Origin of the sequence: Rhizobium acaciae (genome assembly GCF_025941625.1) — a bacterium.
Classification (GTDB): Bacteria; Pseudomonadota; Alphaproteobacteria; order Rhizobiales; family Rhizobiaceae; genus Rhizobium; species Rhizobium acaciae.
Genome location: NZ_JAPCZO010000050.1, coordinates 1 through 22115 on the forward strand (window position 1 = coordinate 1; position 22115 = coordinate 22115).

At 61.5% G+C, this 22115-nt stretch carries 16 protein-coding genes, 1 tRNA gene and 1 pseudogene; 7 read left to right on the plus strand and 11 right to left on the minus strand.

All coding sequences use genetic code 11. The features are described 5' to 3' along the window. The coding region (locus OLZ32_RS38330) for a MobA/MobL family protein (protein WP_264425546.1) at positions 1–811 on the minus strand (811 nt) is incomplete at its 3' end. Positions 812–1132: 321 nt separating this feature from the next. On the opposite strand from OLZ32_RS38330, the gene OLZ32_RS38335 reads away from it, so the two are divergent. Continuing rightward, entirely contained in the window at positions 1133–2128 is a 996-nt protein-coding gene (locus OLZ32_RS38335; RefSeq protein WP_264425548.1) for a nucleotidyltransferase and HEPN domain-containing protein, read from the plus strand. 15 nt (positions 2129–2143) lie between these two features. Continuing rightward, positions 2144–2367, plus strand: a pseudogene (locus tag OLZ32_RS39545) (helix-turn-helix domain-containing protein); the annotation flags it as partial. 106 nt (positions 2368–2473) lie between these two features. Here OLZ32_RS39545 and OLZ32_RS38340 read toward each other — a convergent pair. Beyond that, positions 2474–2550 (minus strand) — tRNA-His (locus OLZ32_RS38340). Positions 2551–2680: 130 nt separating this feature from the next. Beyond that, complete coding sequence (locus OLZ32_RS38345; protein WP_003545621.1) at positions 2681–3130, minus strand: phasin; 450 nt, start codon at positions 3128–3130, stop codon at positions 2681–2683. A gap of 213 nt (positions 3131–3343) precedes the next feature. Here OLZ32_RS38345 and OLZ32_RS38350 point away from each other — a divergent pair, with 213 nt between their 5' ends. Next, entirely contained in the window at positions 3344–7189 is a 3846-nt protein-coding gene (locus OLZ32_RS38350) for an ATP-binding protein (RefSeq protein ID WP_264425551.1), read from the plus strand. Between the two features lie 215 nt (positions 7190–7404). Here the strand turns inward: OLZ32_RS38350 and OLZ32_RS38355 are convergent, their stop codons facing one another. Then, positions 7405–9357, minus strand: a complete 1953-nt coding sequence (locus OLZ32_RS38355) for an acetoacetate--CoA ligase (protein WP_264425553.1) — start codon at positions 9355–9357, stop codon at positions 7405–7407. 275 nt (positions 9358–9632) lie between these two features. Here OLZ32_RS38355 and OLZ32_RS38360 point away from each other — a divergent pair, with 275 nt between their 5' ends. Further along, positions 9633–11525: an AsmA family protein gene (locus tag OLZ32_RS38360; RefSeq protein WP_264425556.1), complete on the plus strand. Its 1893-nt coding sequence runs from the start codon at positions 9633–9635 to the stop codon at positions 11523–11525. A gap of 16 nt (positions 11526–11541) precedes the next feature. Here the strand turns inward: OLZ32_RS38360 and OLZ32_RS38365 are convergent, their stop codons facing one another. The 5 genes from OLZ32_RS38365 to OLZ32_RS38385 form a co-directional block, all read right to left on the minus strand. Then, entirely contained in the window at positions 11542–12360 is an 819-nt protein-coding gene (locus OLZ32_RS38365; protein ID WP_028743697.1) for an ABC transporter permease, read from the minus strand. Between the two features lie 3 nt (positions 12361–12363). Continuing rightward, entirely contained in the window at positions 12364–13275 is a 912-nt protein-coding gene (locus tag OLZ32_RS38370) for an ABC transporter permease subunit (protein ID WP_003545610.1), read from the minus strand. 4 nt (positions 13276–13279) lie between these two features. Further along, entirely contained in the window at positions 13280–14422 is a 1143-nt protein-coding gene (locus tag OLZ32_RS38375; RefSeq protein WP_264425560.1) for an ABC transporter ATP-binding protein, read from the minus strand. Between the two features lie 89 nt (positions 14423–14511). Next, on the minus strand, positions 14512–15609 hold the full coding sequence (locus tag OLZ32_RS38380) for a polyamine ABC transporter substrate-binding protein (protein WP_264425562.1): 1098 nt from the start codon (positions 15607–15609) through the stop codon (positions 14512–14514). Between the two features lie 126 nt (positions 15610–15735). Beyond that, positions 15736–17145 carry a helix-turn-helix domain-containing protein gene (locus OLZ32_RS38385; protein ID WP_003545605.1) on the minus strand — a complete coding sequence of 470 codons (1410 nt, stop codon included), beginning with the start codon at positions 17143–17145 and terminating at the stop codon, positions 15736–15738. A gap of 189 nt (positions 17146–17334) precedes the next feature. On the opposite strand from OLZ32_RS38385, the gene aceA reads away from it, so the two are divergent. After that, on the plus strand, positions 17335–18624 hold the full coding sequence (aceA, locus tag OLZ32_RS38390) for an isocitrate lyase (protein WP_264397780.1): 1290 nt from the start codon (positions 17335–17337) through the stop codon (positions 18622–18624). Between the two features lie 21 nt (positions 18625–18645). Continuing rightward, a complete protein-coding gene (locus tag OLZ32_RS38395; protein WP_003545603.1) occupies positions 18646–18882 on the plus strand; it encodes an SMc00767 family acetate metabolism repressor in 237 nt (78 codons plus the stop codon). 20 nt (positions 18883–18902) lie between these two features. On the opposite strand, the gene OLZ32_RS38400 is transcribed toward OLZ32_RS38395, so the two are convergent. Next, positions 18903–19772: a LysR family transcriptional regulator gene (locus OLZ32_RS38400; RefSeq protein WP_264425564.1), complete on the minus strand. Its 870-nt coding sequence runs from the start codon at positions 19770–19772 to the stop codon at positions 18903–18905. A 90-nt stretch (positions 19773–19862) separates the two neighbouring features. Here OLZ32_RS38400 and OLZ32_RS38405 point away from each other — a divergent pair, with 90 nt between their 5' ends. Beyond that, complete coding sequence (locus tag OLZ32_RS38405) at positions 19863–20099, plus strand: hypothetical protein (RefSeq protein ID WP_264425566.1); 237 nt, start codon at positions 19863–19865, stop codon at positions 20097–20099. Here the strand turns inward: OLZ32_RS38405 and OLZ32_RS38410 are convergent. Then, positions 20072–21919, minus strand: coding sequence for a methyl-accepting chemotaxis protein (locus tag OLZ32_RS38410; protein ID WP_264425568.1), 1848 nt, complete (start codon positions 21917–21919; stop codon positions 20072–20074). The genes OLZ32_RS38405 and OLZ32_RS38410 overlap by 28 nt on opposite strands. Positions 21920–22115 lie beyond the last annotated feature (196 nt).

A 22115-nucleotide genomic window follows, 5' to 3' on the forward strand; every position in this document is an offset into this window, starting at 1 on the left:
CCAGCCGGTCGGCCATCTCCTGCCGGCGGGCGAGATTGGCCGGTGCGAAATACATCTCGGCGCCCCGGCGGGAAATGGCTGCCTTTTCCGGCCCAAGATGTCGCTGTGCGATCCCGTCCAGCCCCTGCTCGGCATAGGAGCGGCCGTCGAGCCGGATCTCATGGCCGGCAAGCGCCAGGTGCCGGTTGGCCGTCTCCGCCCAGGCGACCTTCCATGCCTGCAAGGTTTCTTTGTCGCCGCCCCAGGACTTATAGACAATCCGACCCGTGAGCCGCCCGGGCGTGACAAAACGCAGTGGCTTGCCATTCTCTCCCAAAACAGGAGTGTTTTTCGGCCCGAAGCCCTCCTCCGTCAGCGGTCTCACGGTCGTCAGTAGATGGATGTGCGGATTGCCGTCCTTGTCGTGGTAGACCCAATCGGCAACCATTCCCTCGGACGTGAAATTATCACCGACGAATTCGCGCACCAGTGCGATGTTCTCGGCCCGCGTCAGCTCTTCCGGCAGCGCGATAATCAGCTCTCTCGCCAGCCGCGCGTTTGCCAGTTTCTCGAAAGCTTCAACAGCGTTCCACAGCGCTTCACTGGCACCAGCGACCGAACGCCCCTCAACCGCCGACCGCAGCCAATCCGGCGCCTGATCCGGCAGGGCCAATTCCTCGTGCATCAGCTCGGAGGCGCCGCGCCGATAGCTGAACGACGTGCCGCCCAGTTCGTCCATCATCCTAGTGCGATGACGATAGGCGGCGGCCGCGACGATGTTGCGTCCCGCTCCCCGGCTGATGACCTGCGCTCTGACGAACATGATCGCCATGATTGTCCTCGCATATTCGGAGCAGTTGCACCAACGAGCGAAATCGCTCTTTCACAATAGTCAGACCGAGCGACTGACGCGCTCCGCGCTTGTCTCCGGTTTTCGCGCGGGTCCATCAACTGCGACAAATAGGCGATTTAACTGCTTTATTCAAGATAGTATAATCTGAACCCTATTTCACGCTTTGTTCGCCCTAGGGCACGGCGTTCGGACTACGCCGGAATCAGACGCTCGTTGTCCCTAAGCGCTTGACGCGTTTCATCAATCCCCAGCGCTGGGTGGCAACCGGATGGGACATAAGGGCAAAACAGGAGTTGAGCGATGCTAAAATTGCCAGTAGACGATATTGGATCTTTCGCCTATCGATTGCTTATGAAATCGTCGCTTGAACATATGCCGCTTCGCAAGCAGCGAGAACTCGGCCGGGTTCTCGAAATCCTTCACGAGGAATTCGAGGATGCGCTGAAGGAAGGCACGGCCGATTTCAAGAAGCGCGGCAGGATCCTGAAGATCATTCTGTTCGGCTCCTACGCCAAGGGCGGATGGGTCGATGAGCCCTTCACCATGAAGGGTTATCGCTCCGATTTCGATCTGCTGATCATCGTCAACAACCGCAAGCTCTGCGAGTTCGCCGAGTACTGGTACAAGGCCGCCGACCGCCTCATTCACGACGCCTCGATCGAAACGCCGGTGAGCTTTATCGTCCATTCCAGACGCGAGGTGAATACTTACCTCAGGGAGGGGCAATATTTCTTCTCCGACATCCGCAAGGAAGGCATCGTTCTCTACGAACTGGACGATGAGCCGCTGGCGGAGCCCGAACCGCTTTCGATCGAGGATCGGCTCCGCGTCGCGAAGGAGCATTTTGATCACCGGTTTAAGGCAGCATCGAAATTCTACAAGGGCGCGATGTTTTATTCGCGAGAGAGCGATTTCAACGAATCTGCCTTCTTGACTCATCAATCGCTCGAGCAAGCCTATTCCTGCGTCGTGCTCACTCTGACCAATTACGGCCCACCATCGCACAACATCAAGTTCCTGCGCTCGATTGCGGAGGAGCAGGACCGCCGCCTCGCCGAAGCCTTTCCGCGCGGCCAGCACAAGGAACGCGCATGGTTCAACACACTGAACGAGGCATACGTGAAGGCGCGCTACTCGAAACATTACGAGATCAGTGAAGAGGCGTTAGGCTGGGTTCACGAGCGAACGACCGTGCTTCTCGAACTGGTCGAGACGGTTTGCGAAGGGCACCTGGAGACCCTTAGAGGAATAGTTGGCAGCGACATAATCAAGCGAGATTCGCTTTCATGCGATTGACCAACTGCGCGAACGGAATTCGGCATCTCGGGCACGAGCCGCTACAAAATCTTCAATTGCTACAAAGATGACGGTCTGGAAGCCCTGACGGATCTGTCTTGCGCCCGGTGCGTTGCGCCAACCAACTACCTCAGCCGGTCGAGGCGATGATCATCTGGCAAAAGAAGCCGCATTGGGGTGCCAGGAAGCTCAGAGAACTGCTGGTCAAGCGCCTATCCAGCGATGTGCGCGTGCCGTCAAGCAAAGGACTTTGCGATCGATCGACGACCCGTTTCGGCACGAGGTTGCCACCCATGTCTTAGGGGCGATCTGTTACCTATTTCTTCGATATCGACAAGTGGGAGATGGTACGGTTGGGGGGTCTCGAACCTCCGACCTCAGGTGCCACAAACCTGCGCTCTAACCAACTGAGCTACAACCGCATAAATCGCGCTTGGCGCGACGGGGGTCACATACGAGGACTTGGAGATGAATTCAAGCCCCATTCCTCGTCAATATACAAAAAGGCTGGACGCGAGGTCCAGCCTTTTATCTCCGATCGGTAAAGACCGATCAGGCAACCTTGAAGGAAGCCATGGCCTTTTCGGCGGCGTCCTTGGAGGGCTTTGCAAGCTTTTCGGCCACCTGCTTGGTGGTTTCCTGGATCGACTTGGCCTGCTCGACGGTGAGTTCGGCCTGCTTGCGGATGAACGAGGTCTGCAGCTCGAAGAATTCGGCCGGCGACTTTACGCCGAGCAGCGCTTCGAAGTGCGACAGGGAGTTCTCGGAATTGATGCGCAGGATGTCGATCGCCTTCAGGCCGATCTCGACCGAGCCGGCCTGCGCCGTCTGGACGGTGGCTTCGAGCGTCTTGCCGGCTTCCTCGCCAGCGGTCTTCAGCTTGGCATAGGCATCCTTCGACTGCTGAGCGCCCTTTTCGGCGAATTCACGGAAGGATTCCGTGAACTTGGACGGGTCGAAAGAAGCGATTGAAAAAACGTCGTCGGTCTTTATGGTAGCCATGGGTCGCATCCTTTGGGTTGAGGCAGCCGCTGCCTGCGTTAGTTGGATGATGCTTATATAAGACATTTCATTGTGCATTGCAACAATTATTGTGCAGCGCACAAGACGTTAACCTTTCCGGCCGAAAACCCCCTCCTCTTCTGGACCGGCATGCGCCCCGCAGTTATTAATAAGCCGTTAATTTAAGAAGGCCGACAGCGACAAGGTTCGAACATGCCCGCAGTCCAATATCCGTTCATCGATATCGCCGTGCATGCACGGGTGCGGGAACGCTTTTCACGCGGCGAGGCCATGGTGCTGTTTTCGGCCGATCTTGCGCGCCTGCTCTGGGCGAACGGTGCGGGTGCGGAGCTTTTCGGCCATTCGGCAGTCTATGACCTGCTCGATCAGGGGGTCGACCGCACCGACATCACCTTCCGCCAGCTGGAAACGGCGGCACGCCAGTTGACCGATATCGGCGACAGCCGCAGCCTGATGATCCGCGTTGCGAAGGGCTTCCAGCGTGCACAGGTGCAGGCGGCAGCCGAACTGATCCGGCTTTCCCAGGGCGAAAAGGCCATCCTGTTTTCGGTGCCGGTCTCGGCAAAGCCGCTCGCGGCCGGCGCATCGGCGGCCCAGATGCTGCAGGGACTTGATGATCCCGACACGCATATGGCGGTGATCGGCGCCAATGGCGAGGTCATCGCGGCTTCGCCGGGCTTTGCCTCGCTCGGGATCTCCGAGCAGACGGCAAAGACCTTGATCAACCTTGCCGGCGCCCATCCCGACCGATTGGTGAAGCGACCTGTCGCGACCGGCAGAGGCAATCTTCCGGCCGCGGTCGGCAAGCTCAGCGACGATCCGGCACTCAATCTGCTCTTTGCGGTGGAGACCGCGATCGGTCATCTCGACCCGCTCGACGCGCCCACGCTCGATCCAATCGATGCGTCCGCACAGGAAGAAAGCGCGCCGCCGGCCGAAGCGCTTCAGGACGAGCCTCTCGCCACCGCAGGCTTCATCGAGATCATCGACGCGGTCTCGGGGATCGAAGAGGTCGAGGAGACGCTGGAAGAGATCGCCGGCGAAAGCGAACAGCCGGCCGAGACAGCCGCAGCATCCACAGACGAGATGGTTGAAGAGACGCATCCTGCCGCGAATGCGGAGCCGGAGAGCGACGGCGGCATGATCGATCGCCGCGCGGATGAGACCACCGAGCACACCGCGGTCATCGAGGACGATGTGACCTCCATTGCCGAGACGGTGGAAACGACGACGACGGAAGCGCCTGCCGAAGCCAGCGAAACGCCTATCGAAGACGCGCCGGAAGTGGTCTCCCACGAACCCGCCAGCGAAACGCCTGTAGTCGCCGACGCCACCCCTGCCCTTCAGCTTGAGGCTGAGCCCGGCTTCGTCTTCAGGCCGAACAGCCGCGCCACGCGCTTCGTCTGGAAGATCGACGCCGAAGGCCGGTTCAACGAGGTCAGCCACGAATTTGCCGAGGCCGTCGGTCCGCATGCGTCCGACATCATCGGATCTGCCTTCGGCGATGTCGCTGCCCTCTTCAATCTCGATCCCGACGGCAAACTTTCCGAGGCGCTCGCCCGCCGCGACACATGGTCTGGCAAGACGATCCTCTGGCCGGTCGAAGGCACCAGCCTCGTCGTTCCGGTCGATCTGGCGGCGCTGCCGACCTACACCCGCAACCGCGACTTCGATGGCTTCCGCGGCTTCGGCGTCGTGCGGCTTTCCGATGCGCAGGAAGATCCGCTGGCGCTCGGCCTGACGCTCGGCCCTGATGGTATCGGCCATGATGCAGCGAGCCTCGGCCCACCCGCCGAGGCCAATGCCGAGGTGGCACACGAAGCGGAGACAGTGCTTGAAGAGCCCCTGATCGATCCCGCCCCGACGCAAGAGGTCGAGGATCAGGCGGTTACGGCAAGCGAACCACAGACGGAGCCAGAGCCGGAAGAGATTTCTACCGAGCAGGCGGCCATCGAGACACCTGCCCAGGAAAGTGCTGTAGAAAAAGCGGAAGGCAGCGCCGATGCCGGCGACGTTTCCGCCGCCGAGCCGGTAGCGGAATTTTCGCAAGAGCCGCCGGCGCTTCGGATTTCGGAAACGCCCAATCGCCGGTTCTCCGACAAGATCGTTCAGCTCCACAACAGCGGCGCCGGACTGACGGCGGCCGAACAGGCCAATTTCCGCGAGATCGCCAAGCGGCTCGAAGCCTTCGGCACCCGCAAGGAAGAGCCTGCCGCCCCGGCGCCGATGGAACCCAGCGCCACGGAAACGGCCGGCTTCAACGAGGCCTCCAGCCTCGAAGCGTTCGAGGGCGAAACACCCACCGCCGACGACGCAGACATACCGTCGCTCGAGGAGATCGCGCCGCAGGAAGCGATCTTCGAGAATGCCGTCGAGGCGGAGCGCGAAGACGATGGCGCCGCCGAAGAACCGGCTGTCATCGCCGAGGACGAGGCGACGGAAGGGCTTGAGGAGACGGCCAGCCAGATCGAGGTTCTCACCAGCTTCATCCCGCCGCGCATCAAGATGACGGACGGACTTTCGGTGGGAACGGTCGACCAACTGCCTGTTGCCGTGCTCATCCATATCGGCGATGCGCTGATCCATGCCAATCCGGAATTCATGCGGCTGACGGGCTACGGTTCGCTCGAGGCATTGCGCGAAGTGGGCGGCATCGAGGCCCTGCTGCAGCGCCGCGACCTTGAGGAGAATGCCGCAGGCTCCGGCACCATGATGCTCGTCAAGGCCGACGATACGCTGGCGCCGGTAACCGCGCGGCTGCAGTCGGTGCGCTGGGAAGACGCCAACGCCCTGATGCTGGCGCTGATGCCGGTGGAAGGCAAGGAAGATGGCCGCAGTGACGCAAACCGGACCGATGGCCGGTCCGACGGCCGCTCTGAAGGCCGCCCCGAGCGGATGGTCGAGAAGGTCGCCAAACTCCAGGTCGAAGTGGAAGAATTGCGCTCGATCCTGGAAACGGCGACCGACGGCGTCGTCGTCATCGGCACGGAGGGCGACATCCGCTCGATGAACCGGTCGGCCAGCGCGCTTTTCAATTACGACGAACAGGAGACGCGCGGCAAACCCTTCGTCATGCTGTTTGCCCATGAGAGCCAGAAGGCAGTCATCGACTATCTGAACGGCCTCTCCGACCATGGCGTGGCAAGCGTGTTGAACGACGGGCGCGAAGTGATCGGCCGCGAGGCCGCCGGCGGCTTCGTGCCGCTGTTCATGACGATGGGCCAGCTCACCTCTTCCAACGGCTATTGCGCCGTCATCCGCGATATCACCCAATGGAAGCGCACCGAGGACGAACTGCGCAACGCCAAGGGTGCGGCCGAAACCGCCAACGCCCACAAGACCGATTTCCTCGCCCGCGTCAGTCACGAGATCCGTACGCCGCTCAACGCCATCATCGGCTTTTCCGACATGATGGCCGGTGAGCGCTTCGGGCCGATCGGCCATCCGCGTTATATCGAATATGCCAACGACATCGGCCGCTCCGGCCGGCATGTGCTCGATATCGTCAACGACCTGCTCGACATTTCGAAGATCGAGGCGGGCGAGATGGATCTCGATTTTGCTGCCGTCGGCCTCAACGAGGCGGTCTCCGAGGCCGTGGCTCTGGTGCAACCGCAGGCGAACGGCCAGCGCGTCATCATCCGCACGGCGCTGTCGCATGCCGTGCCCGAGGTCGTGGCGGATCTGCGCTCGATCAAGCAGATCGCGCTCAACATCCTGTCGAACGCCATCCGCTTCACCCCGTCAGGCGGGCAGATCGTCGTTTCCACGTCCTATGAGGCGAATGGCAGCGTTGTCCTCAGGGTCCGCGATACCGGCATCGGCATGACGCGCAGCGAGCTCGACCAAGCGATGAAGCCGTTCCGGCAGGTCTCCTCGACCCAATCGCGTCACCGCGGCGACGGCACCGGGCTCGGCCTGCCGTTGACCAAGGCGATGGTGGATGCCAACCGGGCGACCTTCTCGATCAATTCGGCGCCGAACGAGGGCACGCTCGTCGAGATCACCTTCCCGTCGCAGCGGGTGCTGGCCGGTTGATAAAGAAAAGGCAGCCAAGAGGCCGCCTTTGAATTTGGTGCTGTTCAACAAGAGCTCAGTCGATCAACGTCATGTTTCGGAGGCCGGAGGGCCCCAGGCCGCATCGTTCATGTGCGGCCCCCAAGTTAGCTTCACCTTTGACAAACCTTTCTTAACGAAAGGTTTCCATGACAGGAGATTGATAAAGGGTGAAAGCTTGTAATCTACGATCGCTGTCAATCCTTCAGCTCGCTTAGCCCGGCGAAGAGCCCCAGCGCCTCTGGATTGGCAAGCGCTTCCTGGTTCTTCACCGGCCGGCCGTGAACGACCTCGCGCACCGCAAGCTCGACGATCTTGCCGGACTTGGTGCGGGGAATATCGGCAACCGCGATAATCTTCGCCGGCACGTGCCGAGGCGAGGCGCCGGTGCGGATGCGGGTCTTGATCGCCTTGACGAGATCCTCGGTCAACGTCACATCCGGGGCAAGGCGGACGAAGAGGATGACGCGCACGTCGTCGTCCCAGTCCTGGCCGATGCAGAGCGCCTCGGCCACCTCCTCCATCTGCTCCACTTGATTGTAGATCTCGGCGGTGCCGATGCGCACACCACCAGGATTGAGCGTCGCATCCGAGCGGCCGTGAATGACAAGGCCGCCGTGCTCCGTCCATTCGGCGAAATCGCCGTGGCACCAGACATTGTCGAACCGGTCGAAATAGGCGGCGCGATATTTGGCGCCATCGGGGTCGTTCCAGAACATCACCGGCATCGAAGGGAAGGCCTTGGTGCAGACCAGTTCACCCTTCTCCCCACGCACCGGCTTGCCGTCGTCGTTCCAGACGTCGACGGCAAGGCCGAGGCCAGCCCCCTGGATCTCGCCGCGCCAGACCGGCTGCAGCGGATTGCCGAGCACGAAGCAGGAGACGATATCGGTGCCGCCTGAGATCGAGGCGAGCTGTACGTCTTCCTTGATACCCTCATAGACGAAGGTGAACCCTTCCGGCGACAGCGGCGAACCGGTGGAGGTCATCAGCCGCAGGCTGGAGAGATCGTGGCTGACGCGCGGCGTCAGCCCGCCCTTGCGCACCGCGTCGATATATTTCGCCGAGGTGCCGAAGATGGCGAATTTTTCGGCCTCGGCATAGTCGAACAGCACGTTGCCATCGGGGGCGAAGGGCGAACCGTCGAACAGGCAGAGCGTCGCGCCGCTGGCGAGACCGCTGACCAGCCAGTTCCACATCATCCAGCCGCAGGTGGTGAAATAGAACAGCTTCTCGCCCGCCTGCAGGCCGCAATGCAGCCGCTGCTCCTTGAGGTGCTGCAGCAGCGTACCGCCGGCCGAATGCACGATGCATTTCGGCACGCCTGTCGTGCCTGACGAAAAGAGAATGTAGAGAGGGTGCGAAAAGCCAAGCTGCGTGAACTCGACTTCCTTTGCCTCATAGGGCGCGACGAAGGCTTCAAGCGTCGAACCCTCCGGCGTTGCCCGCGCCACCGCCTTGGCATCGCCGGCGTAATGGACGATGATCGTGGGAACACCCAGGCTTTTTGCGACCGTGGCGACCTTGGCGCCGACATCCTGCAACTTGCCGGAATACCAATAGGCATCGCAGGCGATGAACAGCCTTGGCTCGATCTGGCCGAAGCGGTCCAGCACACCCTGCTCGCCGAAATCAGGCGAACAAGACGACCAGATGGCGCCGATCGAGGCGGCGGCGAGCATGGCGGCGACGGTTTCCGGCATGTTCGGCATCATCGCGGCGATGCGGTCACCCTTGCCGATGCCGCGTGCTGCGAAGGCCTGCTGCAGCTTCGAGACCAGCACACGCAGCCGGTCCCACGACCAGCGGTCCTCGGCCTTGTCCTCGCCGCGGAAGATGATGGCATCACCCTCACCGCGGCCCGACAGCAGGTTTTCGGCGAAGTTCAGCTTCGCATCGGGAAAGAAGCGGGCCTCCAGCATGCGGTCGCCATTGGCTAACACCTCTGCGCCACGCTCTCCCTTGACGCCGCAGAAATCCCAGACGGTCGACCAGAAATTCTCCCGCTCGGCCACCGACCATGCATGCAGATCCTCAAAGCCTGAAAGAGAAAGCCCGAAATCGGCATTGCAGCGCTCCATGAAGGCATGGATCGGGCTTTTTGCAACGGCATCCGCCGAGGGCACCCAAAGTGGTCTGTTATCCTGCATTCAATCCTCCTCCCCAATGCCGTCCTTATATCATGCTGCATTGCATTATAAAGCGTGGAACCGACGCGATCCGACGCCTAGAGTATGATGTCGAAAAGTGTGAGCGATTTTCGGACGACATCATGCTCCAACTATTTAATTGAAAGTGCTACAGCGTCCTTTGCGCGTCTGAAAAGACGTGTGGCGCTGTAGGGATTTGCATATGCCTGATATTTCCTATATCCGGCGAAATCAGCGCATAACGGGATGACCGGCTGAATTTGCCGGCGGAGATCATGAGCACGTCAAGACATCGCAGGTGGCGCAGGAAGATCGGACCCGTTTCGCGCTGGCTTCCGGCCTTTGCCCGCCTGTCGACGGTATTCCTGCTGATCGCGCTGGCGCTTTTCGTGGCGCTCAGGGTTGCCGCACCCTATCTCATTTCGACCGGCTTCGTGCGCTCCGGCATCGAGGACACGCTGTCCAAATGGACCGGCTACCATGCCGAAATCAAAGGTAGTCCGGTTCTCGAATTCTGGCCGACACCACGCATCACGCTGAACCAGATCACCATCCGCCAACCGCGCGAAAGCGGCGACAAGCTGCTCGGCAACATTGAAAGCCTGTCGGCGGATTTCAGCCTCATCGACGCGTTGAGAGGCCGGACGAGCTTCCACGAGTTCCACCTGGTGCGCCCCAAGCTGGCACTGACGCGCGACGAAAAAGGGCTGATCGACTGGAGTTATGCCGGCCTGCTGGCACGCGCGATCAGCGGCGTACGCTACGAAAACGGAGCCGAGGTGCTCGATCCCGATCTCGATGCCGAGATCGGCGCGGTGACCGTCGAGGACGGCACGCTTGTGGTCACCGACGTCAAGTCCGCCACGACCTATCATTTCGACAGCGTCACCGCCGATATCGCCTGGCCGAGACTCTCCGGCGCAATCTCTGCGGTGGTCATCGCCCGTATCAACGGCGAGGACCTGAAAGTCGATTTCGCCTCGCGCCAGCCGCTGCTCGCCTTTGCCGGCAGGAATGCCGAGACACGGACGTCGCTCACATCGAACCTTTTGACCGCGCACTTCCAGGGCATTGCCAGCATCGCCAATCTTTCGGCCCTTTCCGGCAATATCACTGCCAGCATTCCCGATGTGCCCGCACTTCTGACATGGTCGGGCAGATCGATCCCCGGCATCGCAACGCTGAAGAGCGCCTCGCTGGAATCCGACATCATGTCGTCGGGCAACGGGCTGCGTTTCAACAATCTCAGCCTCTCGCTGAACGAAGCGAGCGCCACCGGGGTGATGGACCTTTTTACCCAACCCGGCAAACGACCGAAGATCGGCGGCACGCTTGCCTTCGACCAGATGAACCTCAAGCCCTTCCTCGACGCCTTCGCGCTCAGGCTCGCCGCCGGCGAGGCGGAGGAAATCTCCGCCGGCATAAGCGGACAGCTGCGGGTGCTCGATGTCGACGTCAGGCTTTCGGCACGGCGCGCGCAGATGGGTCTCTTCGAGCTTTCCGATGTCGGCGCCAGCATGATCGTTGCCGGCGGCGAGGCGAAATTCGATATTGGCGACAGCCAGTTCGAAGGCGGTGAAATGACCGCGCATCTGGAAGCGACGCAGCGCGACTTCGACGGTGGCGGCAAGCTGCAGCTGTCGATCCGCAATGCCGACTTCGCAGCCCTTGCCGAGCGCCTGCAGCTGAAGGGTCCGCTGCCGCTTGCAACCGGATCGCTCGATCTCGACCTGCAGTCGCCGAAGGCGATCTGGACGACCGGCCTTGCCGACGTCACCGGCAGGCTGCACTTCTGGACGGGGGAAGGCACGATTCCCGGCATCGATGCCGCAGCACTTCGGACGCAGGCGGCCCAAAAACCGTTCTTTCCGCTGAGCGCGGCAGCAGGCGGCGCCTTCGCCTTCAACCAGCTCAACCTTCAGGCCGATTTCGCCAACGGTTCCGCCGAAATGCACGACGCCCGCATCGCCGGCCCCACGCAGACGCTGACGCTTTCCGGCGTCATCACCTATCAGTCGAACGGGCTGGCACTTTCCGGATCGCTGGAGGCAACCGATCCGGCCAAGGCGGCGGAGCTGCCGCTTCTGCCATTCTTTATCGGCGGCTCATGGCCGAACCCGGTGATCTCGCCGGTTCCGCTTTTCGGCAATCCGCCTCAGGCGCAATAGAGCGCGTCGCACGGCATCAGGCGCCGGCGGCCGCCGCACGCTCGTCCCGCTGGCGCTGGATTTCACGGCGCTTGGTGACGATCGAGGCGCAGATGACACCAACGGTCACGATCGCGATCAGGATCGTGCACACCGCATTGATCTCAGGCGTCACGCCGAGGCGCACCTGACTGTAGATCCTCATCGGCAGCGTGGTGGCGCCCGGCCCCGAGGTGAAACTGGCGATCACCAGATCGTCGAGCGACAGGGTGAAGGCAAGGATCCAGCCGGAGAGCACAGCCGGCGCGATGATCGGCAGGGTGATCTCGAAGAACGTCCGCACCGGCGGCGCGCCGAGATCCTGCGCCGCTTCCTCGATCGATTGATCGAAGCTCAACAGGCGCGACTGCACGACGACGGCGACGAAGCACATGGTCAGCGTCGTATGCGCGAGCGTGATCGTCCAGAAGCCGCGGTCGAAGCCGATCGCGACGAAGAGCAAGAGCAGCGACAGGCCGGTGATGACGTCAGGCATGACGAGCGGCGCGTAGATCATGCCCGAAAACAGCATGCGGCCGCGAAAGCGTGTGTAGCGCACCAGCGTCAACGCCGCCATCGTGCCGAGAATGGTTGCGAGCGTTGCCGACAGCAGGCCGACACGGATCGTCACCCAGGCGGCGTCGAGCAGGCCCTGGTTCGAGAGCAGCGAGACATACCACTTGGTGGAGAAGCCGCCCCAGACGGTGACGAGCTTCGATTCATTGAAGGAGAAGATCACCAGAAGCACGATCGGCAGGTAGAGAAAGGCAAAGCCGAGCGTGACGGAGATGATGTTGAAACGGGTCCATTTCAGCATGACTTATTTCCCCCGCTCTTCGGCCTTGGCCTGGGCATTCTGGAAGAAGACGATCGGGATCACCAGGATCATCAGCAGGATCGTTGCTACCGCCGAGGAGACCGGCCAATCGCGGTTGGCATTGAACTCGTTCCAGAGCGTCTTGCCGATCATCAGCGTCTGCGAACCGCCGAGCAGGTCGGGAATGACGAATTCACCGACGGCGGGAATGAAGACCAGCATGCAGCCGGCCACCACGCCAGGGATCGACAGCGGAAAGGTGACCCGCCAGAAGGCCTTGATCGGCGTGCAACCAAGATCCTGCGCCGCCTCGATCAGCGTACCGTCCATCTTTTCCAGAGCCGAATAGAGCGGCAGCACCATGAAGGGCAGATAGGAATAGACGATGCCGATATAGACGGCGGTATTGGTGTTGAGAATGATCAGCGGGCTGTCGATGATGTGCAGCGACAGGAGAAGCTGGTTGAGAAGCCCTTCCGGCTTCAGGATCGCGATCCAGGAATAGACGCGAATCAGAAAGCTCGTCCAGAACGGCAGGATGACCAGCATCACCAGCGTCGGACGGATGCTGCGCGGCGCCTGTGCCATGCCATAGGCAATCGGATAGGCGATCAGCAGCGTGAGAAAAGTGGAGATCCCGGCAATCACCACGCTCGAGACATAGGCATTGAAATAGAGCGAGTCCTCGGTGAGGTAGCTGTAATTGTCGAAGGAGAGTTCTCCGATCTTGCTCCAGAGCCCGGCCCAACCGTCAGCAAGTGAGAAGACGGGCTCGTAAGGCGGCATGGCGATCGCCGTCGTCGACAGCGAAATGCGGAAGACGATGAAGAAAGGCGCCAGGAAGAAGAGCAGCAGCCAAGTATAGGGAATGGCGATGACGAGGCGATTGTAGAGGCCGGAGGTGAGCTTCCCCATGATGTCAATCCTTCAGCAGAATGCCGGCATTCTCATCGAAGGAGACCCAGACTTCCTGATCGTAGGTGAAGGGGTCGTCGACGGAGCGCTGCGCATTGAGGGACGAGGCCTTGACGATAGTGCCGCTCTGCAATTTTACATGGAAGACGGTCATGTCGCCGAGATAGGCGATGTCCCAGAGTTCGCCCCTGGCGGCGTTGACCGAAGCGTTGGCGGGAGGCGTGCGCCCGACCCGCATCTTTTCCGGCCGGATGGCGAAGCCGACGGCGCTGCCGGCCGAGGGTGTCTCGGCGGCAGCGACACGAACGCTGAAGCCGCTGTCGATTGATATCTCGATGGTACCGTTGCCCGATGAGGCGACCTTGCCGTCGAAGATGTTCGCGTCGCCGATGAAATCCGCGACGAAGCGGGAATTCGGCGCCTCGTAGATTTCGGCAGGTGTCGCCACCTGCACGACCTTGCCATGGCTCATGACGGCGATGCGGTCGGCCATGGTCATCGCCTCTTCCTGGTCGTGGGTGACGACGACGAAGGTGAGGCCGAGGTTCTGCTGCAGGTCCATCAGCTCGAACTGGGTTTCCTCGCGCAGCTTCTTGTCGAGCGCGCCGAGCGGTTCGTCGAGCAGCAGCACCTTCGGGCGCTTGGCAAGCGAGCGAGCCAAGGCCACGCGCTGGCGCTGGCCGCCGGAAAGCTGGTTCGGCTTGCGGGAGGCAAACTGCTCAAGCTTGACCAGCTTCAGCATCTGCGAGACGCGGTCAGTCATCTCGTCCTTCGACATGCCGTCCTGCCTCAGGCCGAAGGCGATATTCTTCTCGACCGTCATGTGCGGGAAAAGCGCATAGGACTGGAACATCATGTTGACCGGACGCCTGTAGGGCGGCGTGCCGGCCATATCGGTGCCGTCGAGCACGATTTCGCCCGAGGTCGGCTGCTCGAAACCGGCGAGCATGCGCAGGAGCGTCGACTTGCCGCAACCCGAAGCGCCGAGCAGCGCGAAGAACTCGCGGTGATAGATGTTCAGCGACAGATCGTCGACGGCGGTAAAATCGCCGAAGCGCTTGGTGACATTCTTGAAAGCAATGAAGGGTTTTGCAGACGGATCGGTCCAAGGCGCAAAAGCGCGGCGGATATTGCCGAGAGACTTCATATTATTCCCCGAAATACAAGGTTCTGCCGGCCTCCACCCCGGCCGGTAATTAAAAGGCCCGGACGTTTCCGTCCGGGCCCAAGGCTGAATTACTGGCCGGTGACGACCTTCGTCCAGAGGCGCGTCCCCAGGCGCTGCGTTTTCGGATCCCACGGCTTGACCGTGAAGAGGTTCTTCATCACCTCCTCAGTCGGATAGATCGCCGGGTCTTCCAGAATCTCCTTGCTGACGAACTGCTGCGAAGCCTTGTTGCCGTTGGCATAGAAGGTGTGGTCGCTCGCCTTGGCGATGACCTCAGGCTTCATCAAGTAGTTCAGGAACTCGTGGGCTTCCGCGACATGGGGCGCATCGGCGGGGATCGCCATCATGTCGAACCACATCTGGGCGCCCTGCGAGGAGATCGAATAATTGACTTCGACCCCGTTCTTGGCTTCAGCCGCACGGTCGCGAGCCTGCAGCATGTCGCCGGAATAGCCGAAGGCGATGCAGATGTCGCCGTTGGCAAGCGCATTGATGTATTCGGACGAGTGGAACTTGCGGATATTGGGACGCACCGCCGTCAGCAGCTCTTCGGCCTTCTTGAAATCCTCAGCCTTTGTGGAGTTCGGGTCGAGGCCGAGATAACGGAACGCCGTGGAGATGACGTCCTTCGGTGTATCGAGAACGTAGATGCCGCAATCCTTGAACTTTTCGGCGACCTTCGGATCGAAGATCACTTCAAGGCCGGGCTTGACATCGGGGCCGAGGATTTCAGCGACCTTCTTGACGTTGTAGCCGATGCCGTCCGTACCCCACATGTAGTCGACCGCATGTTCGTTACCGGCGTCATATTCGGCGGTGCGCTGCTGGATCACATCCCACATGTTGGAAATGTTCGGCAGTTTCGACTTGTCGAGCTTCTGGAAGACGCCGGCCTGGATCTGGCGCTGCAGGAAGTCGGCAGTGGGAACGACGACGTCATAACCCGTGCCGCCGGCAAGCAGCTTGGTTTCCACGGTCTCGTTGGAATCGAAGGTGTCGTAGACGACCTTGATGCCGGTTTCCTTGGTGAAGTCGGTCAGGATCGAGTCGTCGATATAATCCGACCAGTTGTAGACGTTGACTACGCGGTCCTGCGCATGGGCCGGCGCGGCAGCAAGCAGTGCGGTAACGGCGGCGGCCGTCACGCATAGAATGGTTGACCTCATGACTTCTCCTGTTTTTTTCAAAAGTTCCGCACCCGGGGCATCTTTTCCCTCTGGTTTTCGACGCAGACTAAGAAGGAATTTCTAAGCCCACAAGCGCAAAATCCTGCGCGCTCAATGATTTCACAATCACTGGAAGTCGAAGGCGCTGAGGCCTGCTACCATCTCGTCGAGCCCGAGCGGTCTCGTCACCGGCGGCTCGGCGCGGGAAAGGCAGCCGCGCCGCTCGCAAAGGCGACAGGCCGGACCGACTGCAACCGGCTCGAGCGCCGTCGCCTGCCCGTAGACCACACCTTCGCCAAGGGCAGCGTCGCAGCCGATGAGGATCGCGGTCCGCCTGACCCTTTCGCCGAATTCGACGCTCGGTCCCTCCAGGGTGCGGGCGACCGTCAGGAAGGATGCGCCATCCGGCATGACGACCGTTTCGGCGAGGATCTGGCCCGGCTGCAGGAAGGCGGCATGGATATTGAGCTTCGGACAGCCGCCGCCGAAACGGGCCTGCGGAAAGCCCTGGGCGCCTGCCCTGCGCAGCCGGTGGCCGGCGGCATCGATCTCGATCAGGAAGAAGGGAATGGCGGCCGCGCCCGGGCGCTGCAGCATGGCAAGGCGCGCAGCCGCCTGGCCGAAAGAGACGCCGAAGCGTGCACGCAGAATATCGATATCGTAGCGCGTCGCTTTCGCCGCCGAAAGAAAGGCCTCGTAGGGCATTGCAAGCGCCAGTGCCGCGATACGGGCAAGCTCGAAGCGGGCGATGCGGCGCGCCTCGGCGGAGGAGAGAGGGAGATCGGCAAGCTCGGCATCTATTGCCGGCAGCAAAGCGAGAGTCGCGGCCTCGATTGATATCTCATGCGCACGGTCGGCCTGCGACAGGCGCTCCGAGATGAAAAGCCGCATCGAGTGGCGATCGAAACGGCGGCGCAGATCCGGCATGACGTGGACCGGCAAGACACGCACCGCGATGCCGCGCTCGGAACGCAGCCAGTCCTTCAGCCCGGCAGCAAGATCGAGGCCGCCGGGTAGTGTTGCAGCAAAGGCTTCCGCCGCCGTCTCGATCTGTCCGAAATAGCCGGACCTGCGCTCCAGCGTCTCGCGCACCTCGTCCAGCGGCAAGCGGCCGGCGGCGACCGGCGCATGCCCTTCGGCGGCCATCAGCGCCGTCAGATCGGAGAGCCTTGCCGCCTGCTCGCGATAGGCGCGGTAGAGCTTGATCATGCCGCTTGCGGCATTGGGTGCTGCCTCGGCCACCTCCACCAATTCCTGATCACCCGGCAGTTCGCCCAAAAGCAGCGGATCGGCAAATACCTCCTTGAGCTGGCCGAGACTGCCGCCGGTCTGTCCCCGCAACTCTTCCAGATCGACCCTGTAGACGCTTGCAAGCTTGAGAAGGAGCTGCACCGTCAACGGCCGCTGGTTGCGCTCGATCAGGTTCAGATAGGACGGCGATATTTCAAGCGCTTCGGCCATGGCGGTCTGCGTCAGCGCCAGCGCATTGCGGATGCGCCTGACTTTCGGGCCTGCAAATATCTTTCGTTCCGCCATGTCACACCCTTTGACAGCAAGGAGCGCTCATATTTACAAAATTTTACAAATTCACAGCGCCACTCTGTCAATCCTCCTCATCTTAACCTCTTTCCGGACAGGAAATCAAAGGTTTTTCTGGTCATAACGGCTCATATTGTCAATCTTGTCATGCAGCACCTTTGTCGGGCTTTTAGTAAGGAGAGCAGCATGACGGATTTTTACAAGCTTGTTCCAAATGCATCAGCCAGCCGCTTCGACGGCATCGAGAGACCGTACTCGGCCGATGACGTGCGGCGGCTCAGGGGCTCGGTGGCGCTCAGCCATACGCTGGCCGAAATGGGGGCGGACCGGTTGTGGCGGCTTCTGCATCAGGAGGATTTCGTCAATGCGCTCGGCGCGCTTTCCGGCAATCAGGCCATGCAGATGGTACGCGCCGGGCTGAAGGCGATCTATCTCTCCGGCTGGCAGGTGGCGGCCGACGCCAATACCGCATCGGCGATGTATCCCGACCAGTCCCTCTATCCGGCCAATGCCGGTCCGGAACTTGCCAAACGTATCAACCGCACGCTGCAGCGCGCCGATCAGATCGAGACTGCGGAAGCCCAGGGGCTTTCCGTCGAGACCTGGTTCGCACCGATCGTTGCCGATGCGGAAGCAGGCTTCGGCGGACCGCTCAACGCTTTCGAAATCATGAAGGCCTATATCGAGGCCGGCGCCGCTGGCGTTCACTTCGAGGACCAGCTCGCCTCGGAGAAGAAATGCGGCCATCTCGGCGGCAAAGTGCTGATCCCAACGGCCGCCCATATCCGCAATCTCGACGCCGCACGGCTTGCCGCCGACGTCATGGGCGTTGCGACGCTGGTCATCGCCCGCACCGATGCGGAAGCGGCAAAGCTCTTGACGTCAGACATCGACGAGCGCGACCAGCCCTTCGTCGACTATGATGCCGGCCGCACGGTCGAAGGTTTCTATCAGGTGCGAAACGGCATCGAGCCCTGTATCGCGCGCGCCGTCGCCTATGCGCCGCATTGCGATCTCATCTGGTGCGAGACCTCCAAGCCGGACCTCGATCAGGCGCGACGTTTTGCCGAAGGCGTGCACAAGGTCCATCCCGGCAAGCTGCTCGCCTATAATTGCTCGCCTTCGTTCAACTGGAAGAAGAACCTCGACGAAGCGACGATCGCAAGGTTCCAGCGCGAACTCGGGGCGATGGGCTACAAGTTCCAGTTCATCACGCTCGCCGGCTTCCACCAGCTGAACTACGGCATGTACGAACTGGCGCGCGGCTACCGGCAGCGGCAGATGTCGGCCTATTCCGAGCTGCAGCAGGCGGAATTCGCCGCCGAGGTCAATGGCTATACCGCCACCAAACATCAGCGCGAGGTCGGCACCGGCTATTTCGACGCCGTGTCGCTCGCCATCACCGGCGGTCGGTCGTCGACCACGGCGATGCACGGCTCGACCGAACATGCGCAGTTCAAGCCGGCTGCGGAATAAATCGAAGAGGAGGAGAAGATCATGGCATCCATTACACGCGTCAGAGAACGGGCCGAGGAACAGGCAAGCAGCATGAGCGAGGATCAGCAGACGACGATCCGCATGCTCGCCAACGACCTGCACCGACTGAACCAATCGGTCATGAAGGCCGTCGAGGCCGGCGTCTCGGTCGAACTGGTGCGCTCGGCCCGTCATCACGGCGGCGACGGCCACTGGGGCGACCTGCTGATTCCGGTCGTCGTCACCAACCGGCATTAACCAAAGCCGGCCGCAGCGCTTCAGCCGCGGCTCGGCCGTTTTCCGGCGAAGAGATCGGCATAACTTTTGATCAGCTTGGTCATGCGGTCGGCGACCGTGCGGATCTCCGGGCGGTGGCGATCCTCGGCATTCATGACGATCCATTGCCGGTGGCGCAATTCCGGCAACTCGCTGCCCTGCCGCTGCAATTCGGGATGGAGATCGCCGACGAAACAGGGAAGCACGGTTTTGCCGGCGCCGGCACGCACCAGATCCGGCAGCGAGCGCGGCCGATTGACCGTGGCGACGATTCCCGTCCCGGCATGGGCGTGCGGCCAGCGCAGATAGGCCGATATCGCCTCCTCCTCAGCAACGGCAATCCAGCGCTGGTCGGTCTCGGCGGCGTTGCGCCTGATATAGACGGCATAGGCCACCTCGCCGAGCAGACGTGCGGCAAGATTGGCCTCGTCAGGCTCGAAGGCGCGAATACCGATATCGCTCTCGCGATAGGCAAGGCTTGCCCGCGCCTCGCCGATGGTGAGCGAAATGGCGAAGGCATCGCCCGGCATGCGGATTGCGGCGAAATTCTCGGTCAGCAGCCAGGCGAGCCAGGTGCCGGCGGCGACCCTGACGGTCGTGCCGCCCTCGCCGGATTGCCGCCACGCCGCCACCTTGCGGGCGGCGGCCTCCATTTCCTGCAGGTGATCGAGCAGGGCCTGGCCATCCTGGGTCAGACGGTATCCGGTCTGGCTGCGCGAAAACAATGCGCGGCCGATTTCCTGTTCGAGATCGAGCATGCGCCGGCCGACGGTCGCAGGACTGAGCCCGCTTGCAGTGCTTGCCCCCGTCAGCCCGCCGAGCCGGGCCACCTGCAGGAAAAGCTGATAGGAATCCCAACTCGCGTTTTTCATTGATGAAAAACATAGCGGGATTTTTCCCGTTTATAAAGAGAAATTCGGCGCCTAGATCAGGTGATGTCTTACATAGGAAAGGACATTGTCATGATCGACATGCTCACCATCGCAGGCACCATCGGCTATCGGCACTATCCCCAGCGAAGCGGTGGCAAGGCGGACGAGGACAGATTCTATGCCGAGTTCGGAAACAATAGCCTCATTGGCTTTATCGCCTGGCTGACGTCGCTCGACCTCAATCTAGGAAGGCGCCGCAAGGCCGCGGCGCAATCCCGCAGCGGCTGCGGCTGCGCCGTTCAGGCGACTCTTCTTGCTCCGAGATGAGCCGGTGCCGATTCTGCGACGATGCGGAACCGCTCGATCAGCGCCATCAGCGTATCGGCCTCGCCGGCAAGCAGGCGGCTTGCCTGCGTCGTCTCGGCAACCATCGCCGCGTTCTTCTGGGTCATCTGGTCCATGGCGTTGACCGAACCGTTGACCTCCTGCAGCGCGGCCGACTGATCTCGGCTGGCGGTGGCGATGGTCTCGACATGGCCGCTGATCGCGATGATCTCCTGGCTAATCGATGCAAGGACGCTGCCGGTCTTCTGGACCAATTCGGACCCTGCCGTCACCTCGCGGCTCGATGTCTCGATGAGCGACTTGATCTCGCGCGCCGCATCGGCCGAGCGCTGGGCGAGTTCGCGGACTTCCTGGGCGACGACGGCAAAACCCTTGCCCGCCTCGCCGGCCCGCGCCGCCTCGATGCCGGCATTCAGCGCCAGAAGATTGGTCTGGAAGGCGATGTCGTCGATCACCTCGATGATCTGCTCGATACGCTGCGAAGCCTGCTCGATGCGATCCATGGCGGCGACGGCATCGCCGACGACGGCGCCGGAATTGTCGGCCGTCTTCTTGGTCGCAGCCACGACATTGTTGGCTTCACGGGCACGCTCGGCGGACGAACGAACCGTCACGGTGATCTCTTCCACCGCGGCCGCGGTCTCTTCGAGGTTCGCCGCCTGCGCCTCGGTGCGTTTCGAAAGCTCGCCGGCAGAGACGGAAACGGCGCCGCTGTTGCGCTGGATCGTCGCGGCGCTATCACGGATACCGGACAGCGTATCCTGGAGCCGCAAGAGGGAAGCGTTGAAATCGACGCGCAGCTGCTCCAGCCGGCCGACGAATGGCGTGCCGATCGTCTGCGAGACATCGCCCTGCGACAGGCGCCCGAGGCCGGCGGCAAGCTGGTTGACGGCAAAGTCGATCTGGCCGTCGAGCGAGCGCTTGTCGGCATCGTTCCTGGCGCGCTCGGCATCGCTCAATTCGCGCTGTTCGGCAGCCTGGGTTTCCAGGTCGCGCCTTGCACGGGCACTGTCGCGGAAAAGCGCCAAGGCCCGGCCGATGTCGCCGAACTCGTTGCTCTTTTCGACACAAGGGATCGCCCCTTCGAGATCGCCCGCGGAAATCGAGTGGACGCTGGTCGTCAGCGCCTGCAAAGGCTTCACCGACAGGCGGATCGCATAAAAGGCGAGAACGCCGACGATCAGCATGACGATGGCGCCGACGCCGAGAACCAGCATCTGCAGCTCATACATGCGCTGGTAATAGACCTCCATCGGAATGCCGATGAAGAGAATGCCGACATTGGCGCTCGAGGCGTTCTTGATGGGGAAATAACCGGTCATGAACTTGCGGCCGAAAAGCTCCGCCGGACCGTAATAAGCCTCGCCCCTGGCGAGAACCGGCTGGGCGGGGTGCTCGGCGACCAGCTTGGTGCCGACGGCGCGGTCGCCGTTTTCCTTCTTGACGTTGGTGGAGATGCGGACGTAGTCGCCGCCCTGCTTTTGAAAGATGGTCGCAACACCGGCGATCGATTGCGCCGTGCGGTCGACCAGCGAATGGTCGGCAAGAGCGGGAATAGCGTCTTCCGTGACAGTGGAGAGCTGATTGTCCTTCAGCTCGATCTTTGCAGCCTGATCGGCCGCGCCGTAGAGGACGGCCATCGCGCGGGTGGCATCCCTGGCGTCGGAGACAGCTCCGTCCATGACATGATGGCTCAGATTGTAATAGGTCACGCCGACGATGGCGGCCGTGCTGATCGCCAGCAGAAACAGCGTGATCGCAACGATCTGGCGTACGATCGACGTAGAGAAAAGGCGCAGCATCGAGACCCCCGGGAGATAGACCAAGGTTAAATTAGACTAAAAGCGTTAAAGAAGATTCTCCGTAAATCATGACTGACGGAGATAGTCATCGGTCTCGTTTTCGGACGGATCATCTCTGCTTGATCGCCGCGCCGCTGCTCGCAATCCGACCGATCGCGATTTCTACGAAATAAATAGAAACGGCCCCGGAAAAAGT

Excerpts from the sequence above, each read along its gene's own strand:
- aceA (WP_264397780.1), top strand. The coding sequence starts at position 17,335 with ATGACGGATTTTTACAAGCTTGTTCCAAATGCATCAGCCAGCCGCTTC.
- OLZ32_RS38370 (WP_003545610.1), bottom strand. The coding sequence starts at position 13,275 with ATGGGGAAGCTCACCTCCGGCCTCTACAATCGCCTCGTCATCGCCATT.
- OLZ32_RS38360 (WP_264425556.1), top strand. The coding sequence starts at position 9,633 with ATGAGCACGTCAAGACATCGCAGGTGGCGCAGGAAGATCGGACCCGTT.
- OLZ32_RS38365 (WP_028743697.1), bottom strand. The coding sequence starts at position 12,360 with ATGCTGAAATGGACCCGTTTCAACATCATCTCCGTCACGCTCGGCTTT.
- OLZ32_RS38350 (WP_264425551.1), top strand. The coding sequence starts at position 3,344 with ATGCCCGCAGTCCAATATCCGTTCATCGATATCGCCGTGCATGCACGG.
- OLZ32_RS38375 (WP_264425560.1), bottom strand. The coding sequence starts at position 14,422 with ATGAAGTCTCTCGGCAATATCCGCCGCGCTTTTGCGCCTTGGACCGAT.
- OLZ32_RS38400 (WP_264425564.1), bottom strand. The coding sequence starts at position 19,772 with ATGAAAAACGCGAGTTGGGATTCCTATCAGCTTTTCCTGCAGGTGGCC.
- OLZ32_RS38395 (WP_003545603.1), top strand. The coding sequence starts at position 18,646 with ATGGCATCCATTACACGCGTCAGAGAACGGGCCGAGGAACAGGCAAGC.
- OLZ32_RS38410 (WP_264425568.1), bottom strand. The coding sequence starts at position 21,919 with ATGCTGCGCCTTTTCTCTACGTCGATCGTACGCCAGATCGTTGCGATC.
- OLZ32_RS38380 (WP_264425562.1), bottom strand. The coding sequence starts at position 15,609 with ATGAGGTCAACCATTCTATGCGTGACGGCCGCCGCCGTTACCGCACTG.
- OLZ32_RS38405 (WP_264425566.1), top strand. The coding sequence starts at position 19,863 with ATGATCGACATGCTCACCATCGCAGGCACCATCGGCTATCGGCACTAT.
- OLZ32_RS38355 (WP_264425553.1), bottom strand. The coding sequence starts at position 9,357 with ATGCAGGATAACAGACCACTTTGGGTGCCCTCGGCGGATGCCGTTGCA.
- OLZ32_RS38385 (WP_003545605.1), bottom strand. The coding sequence starts at position 17,145 with ATGGCGGAACGAAAGATATTTGCAGGCCCGAAAGTCAGGCGCATCCGC.
- OLZ32_RS38345 (WP_003545621.1), bottom strand. The coding sequence starts at position 3,130 with ATGGCTACCATAAAGACCGACGACGTTTTTTCAATCGCTTCTTTCGAC.
- OLZ32_RS38335 (WP_264425548.1), top strand. The coding sequence starts at position 1,133 with ATGCTAAAATTGCCAGTAGACGATATTGGATCTTTCGCCTATCGATTG.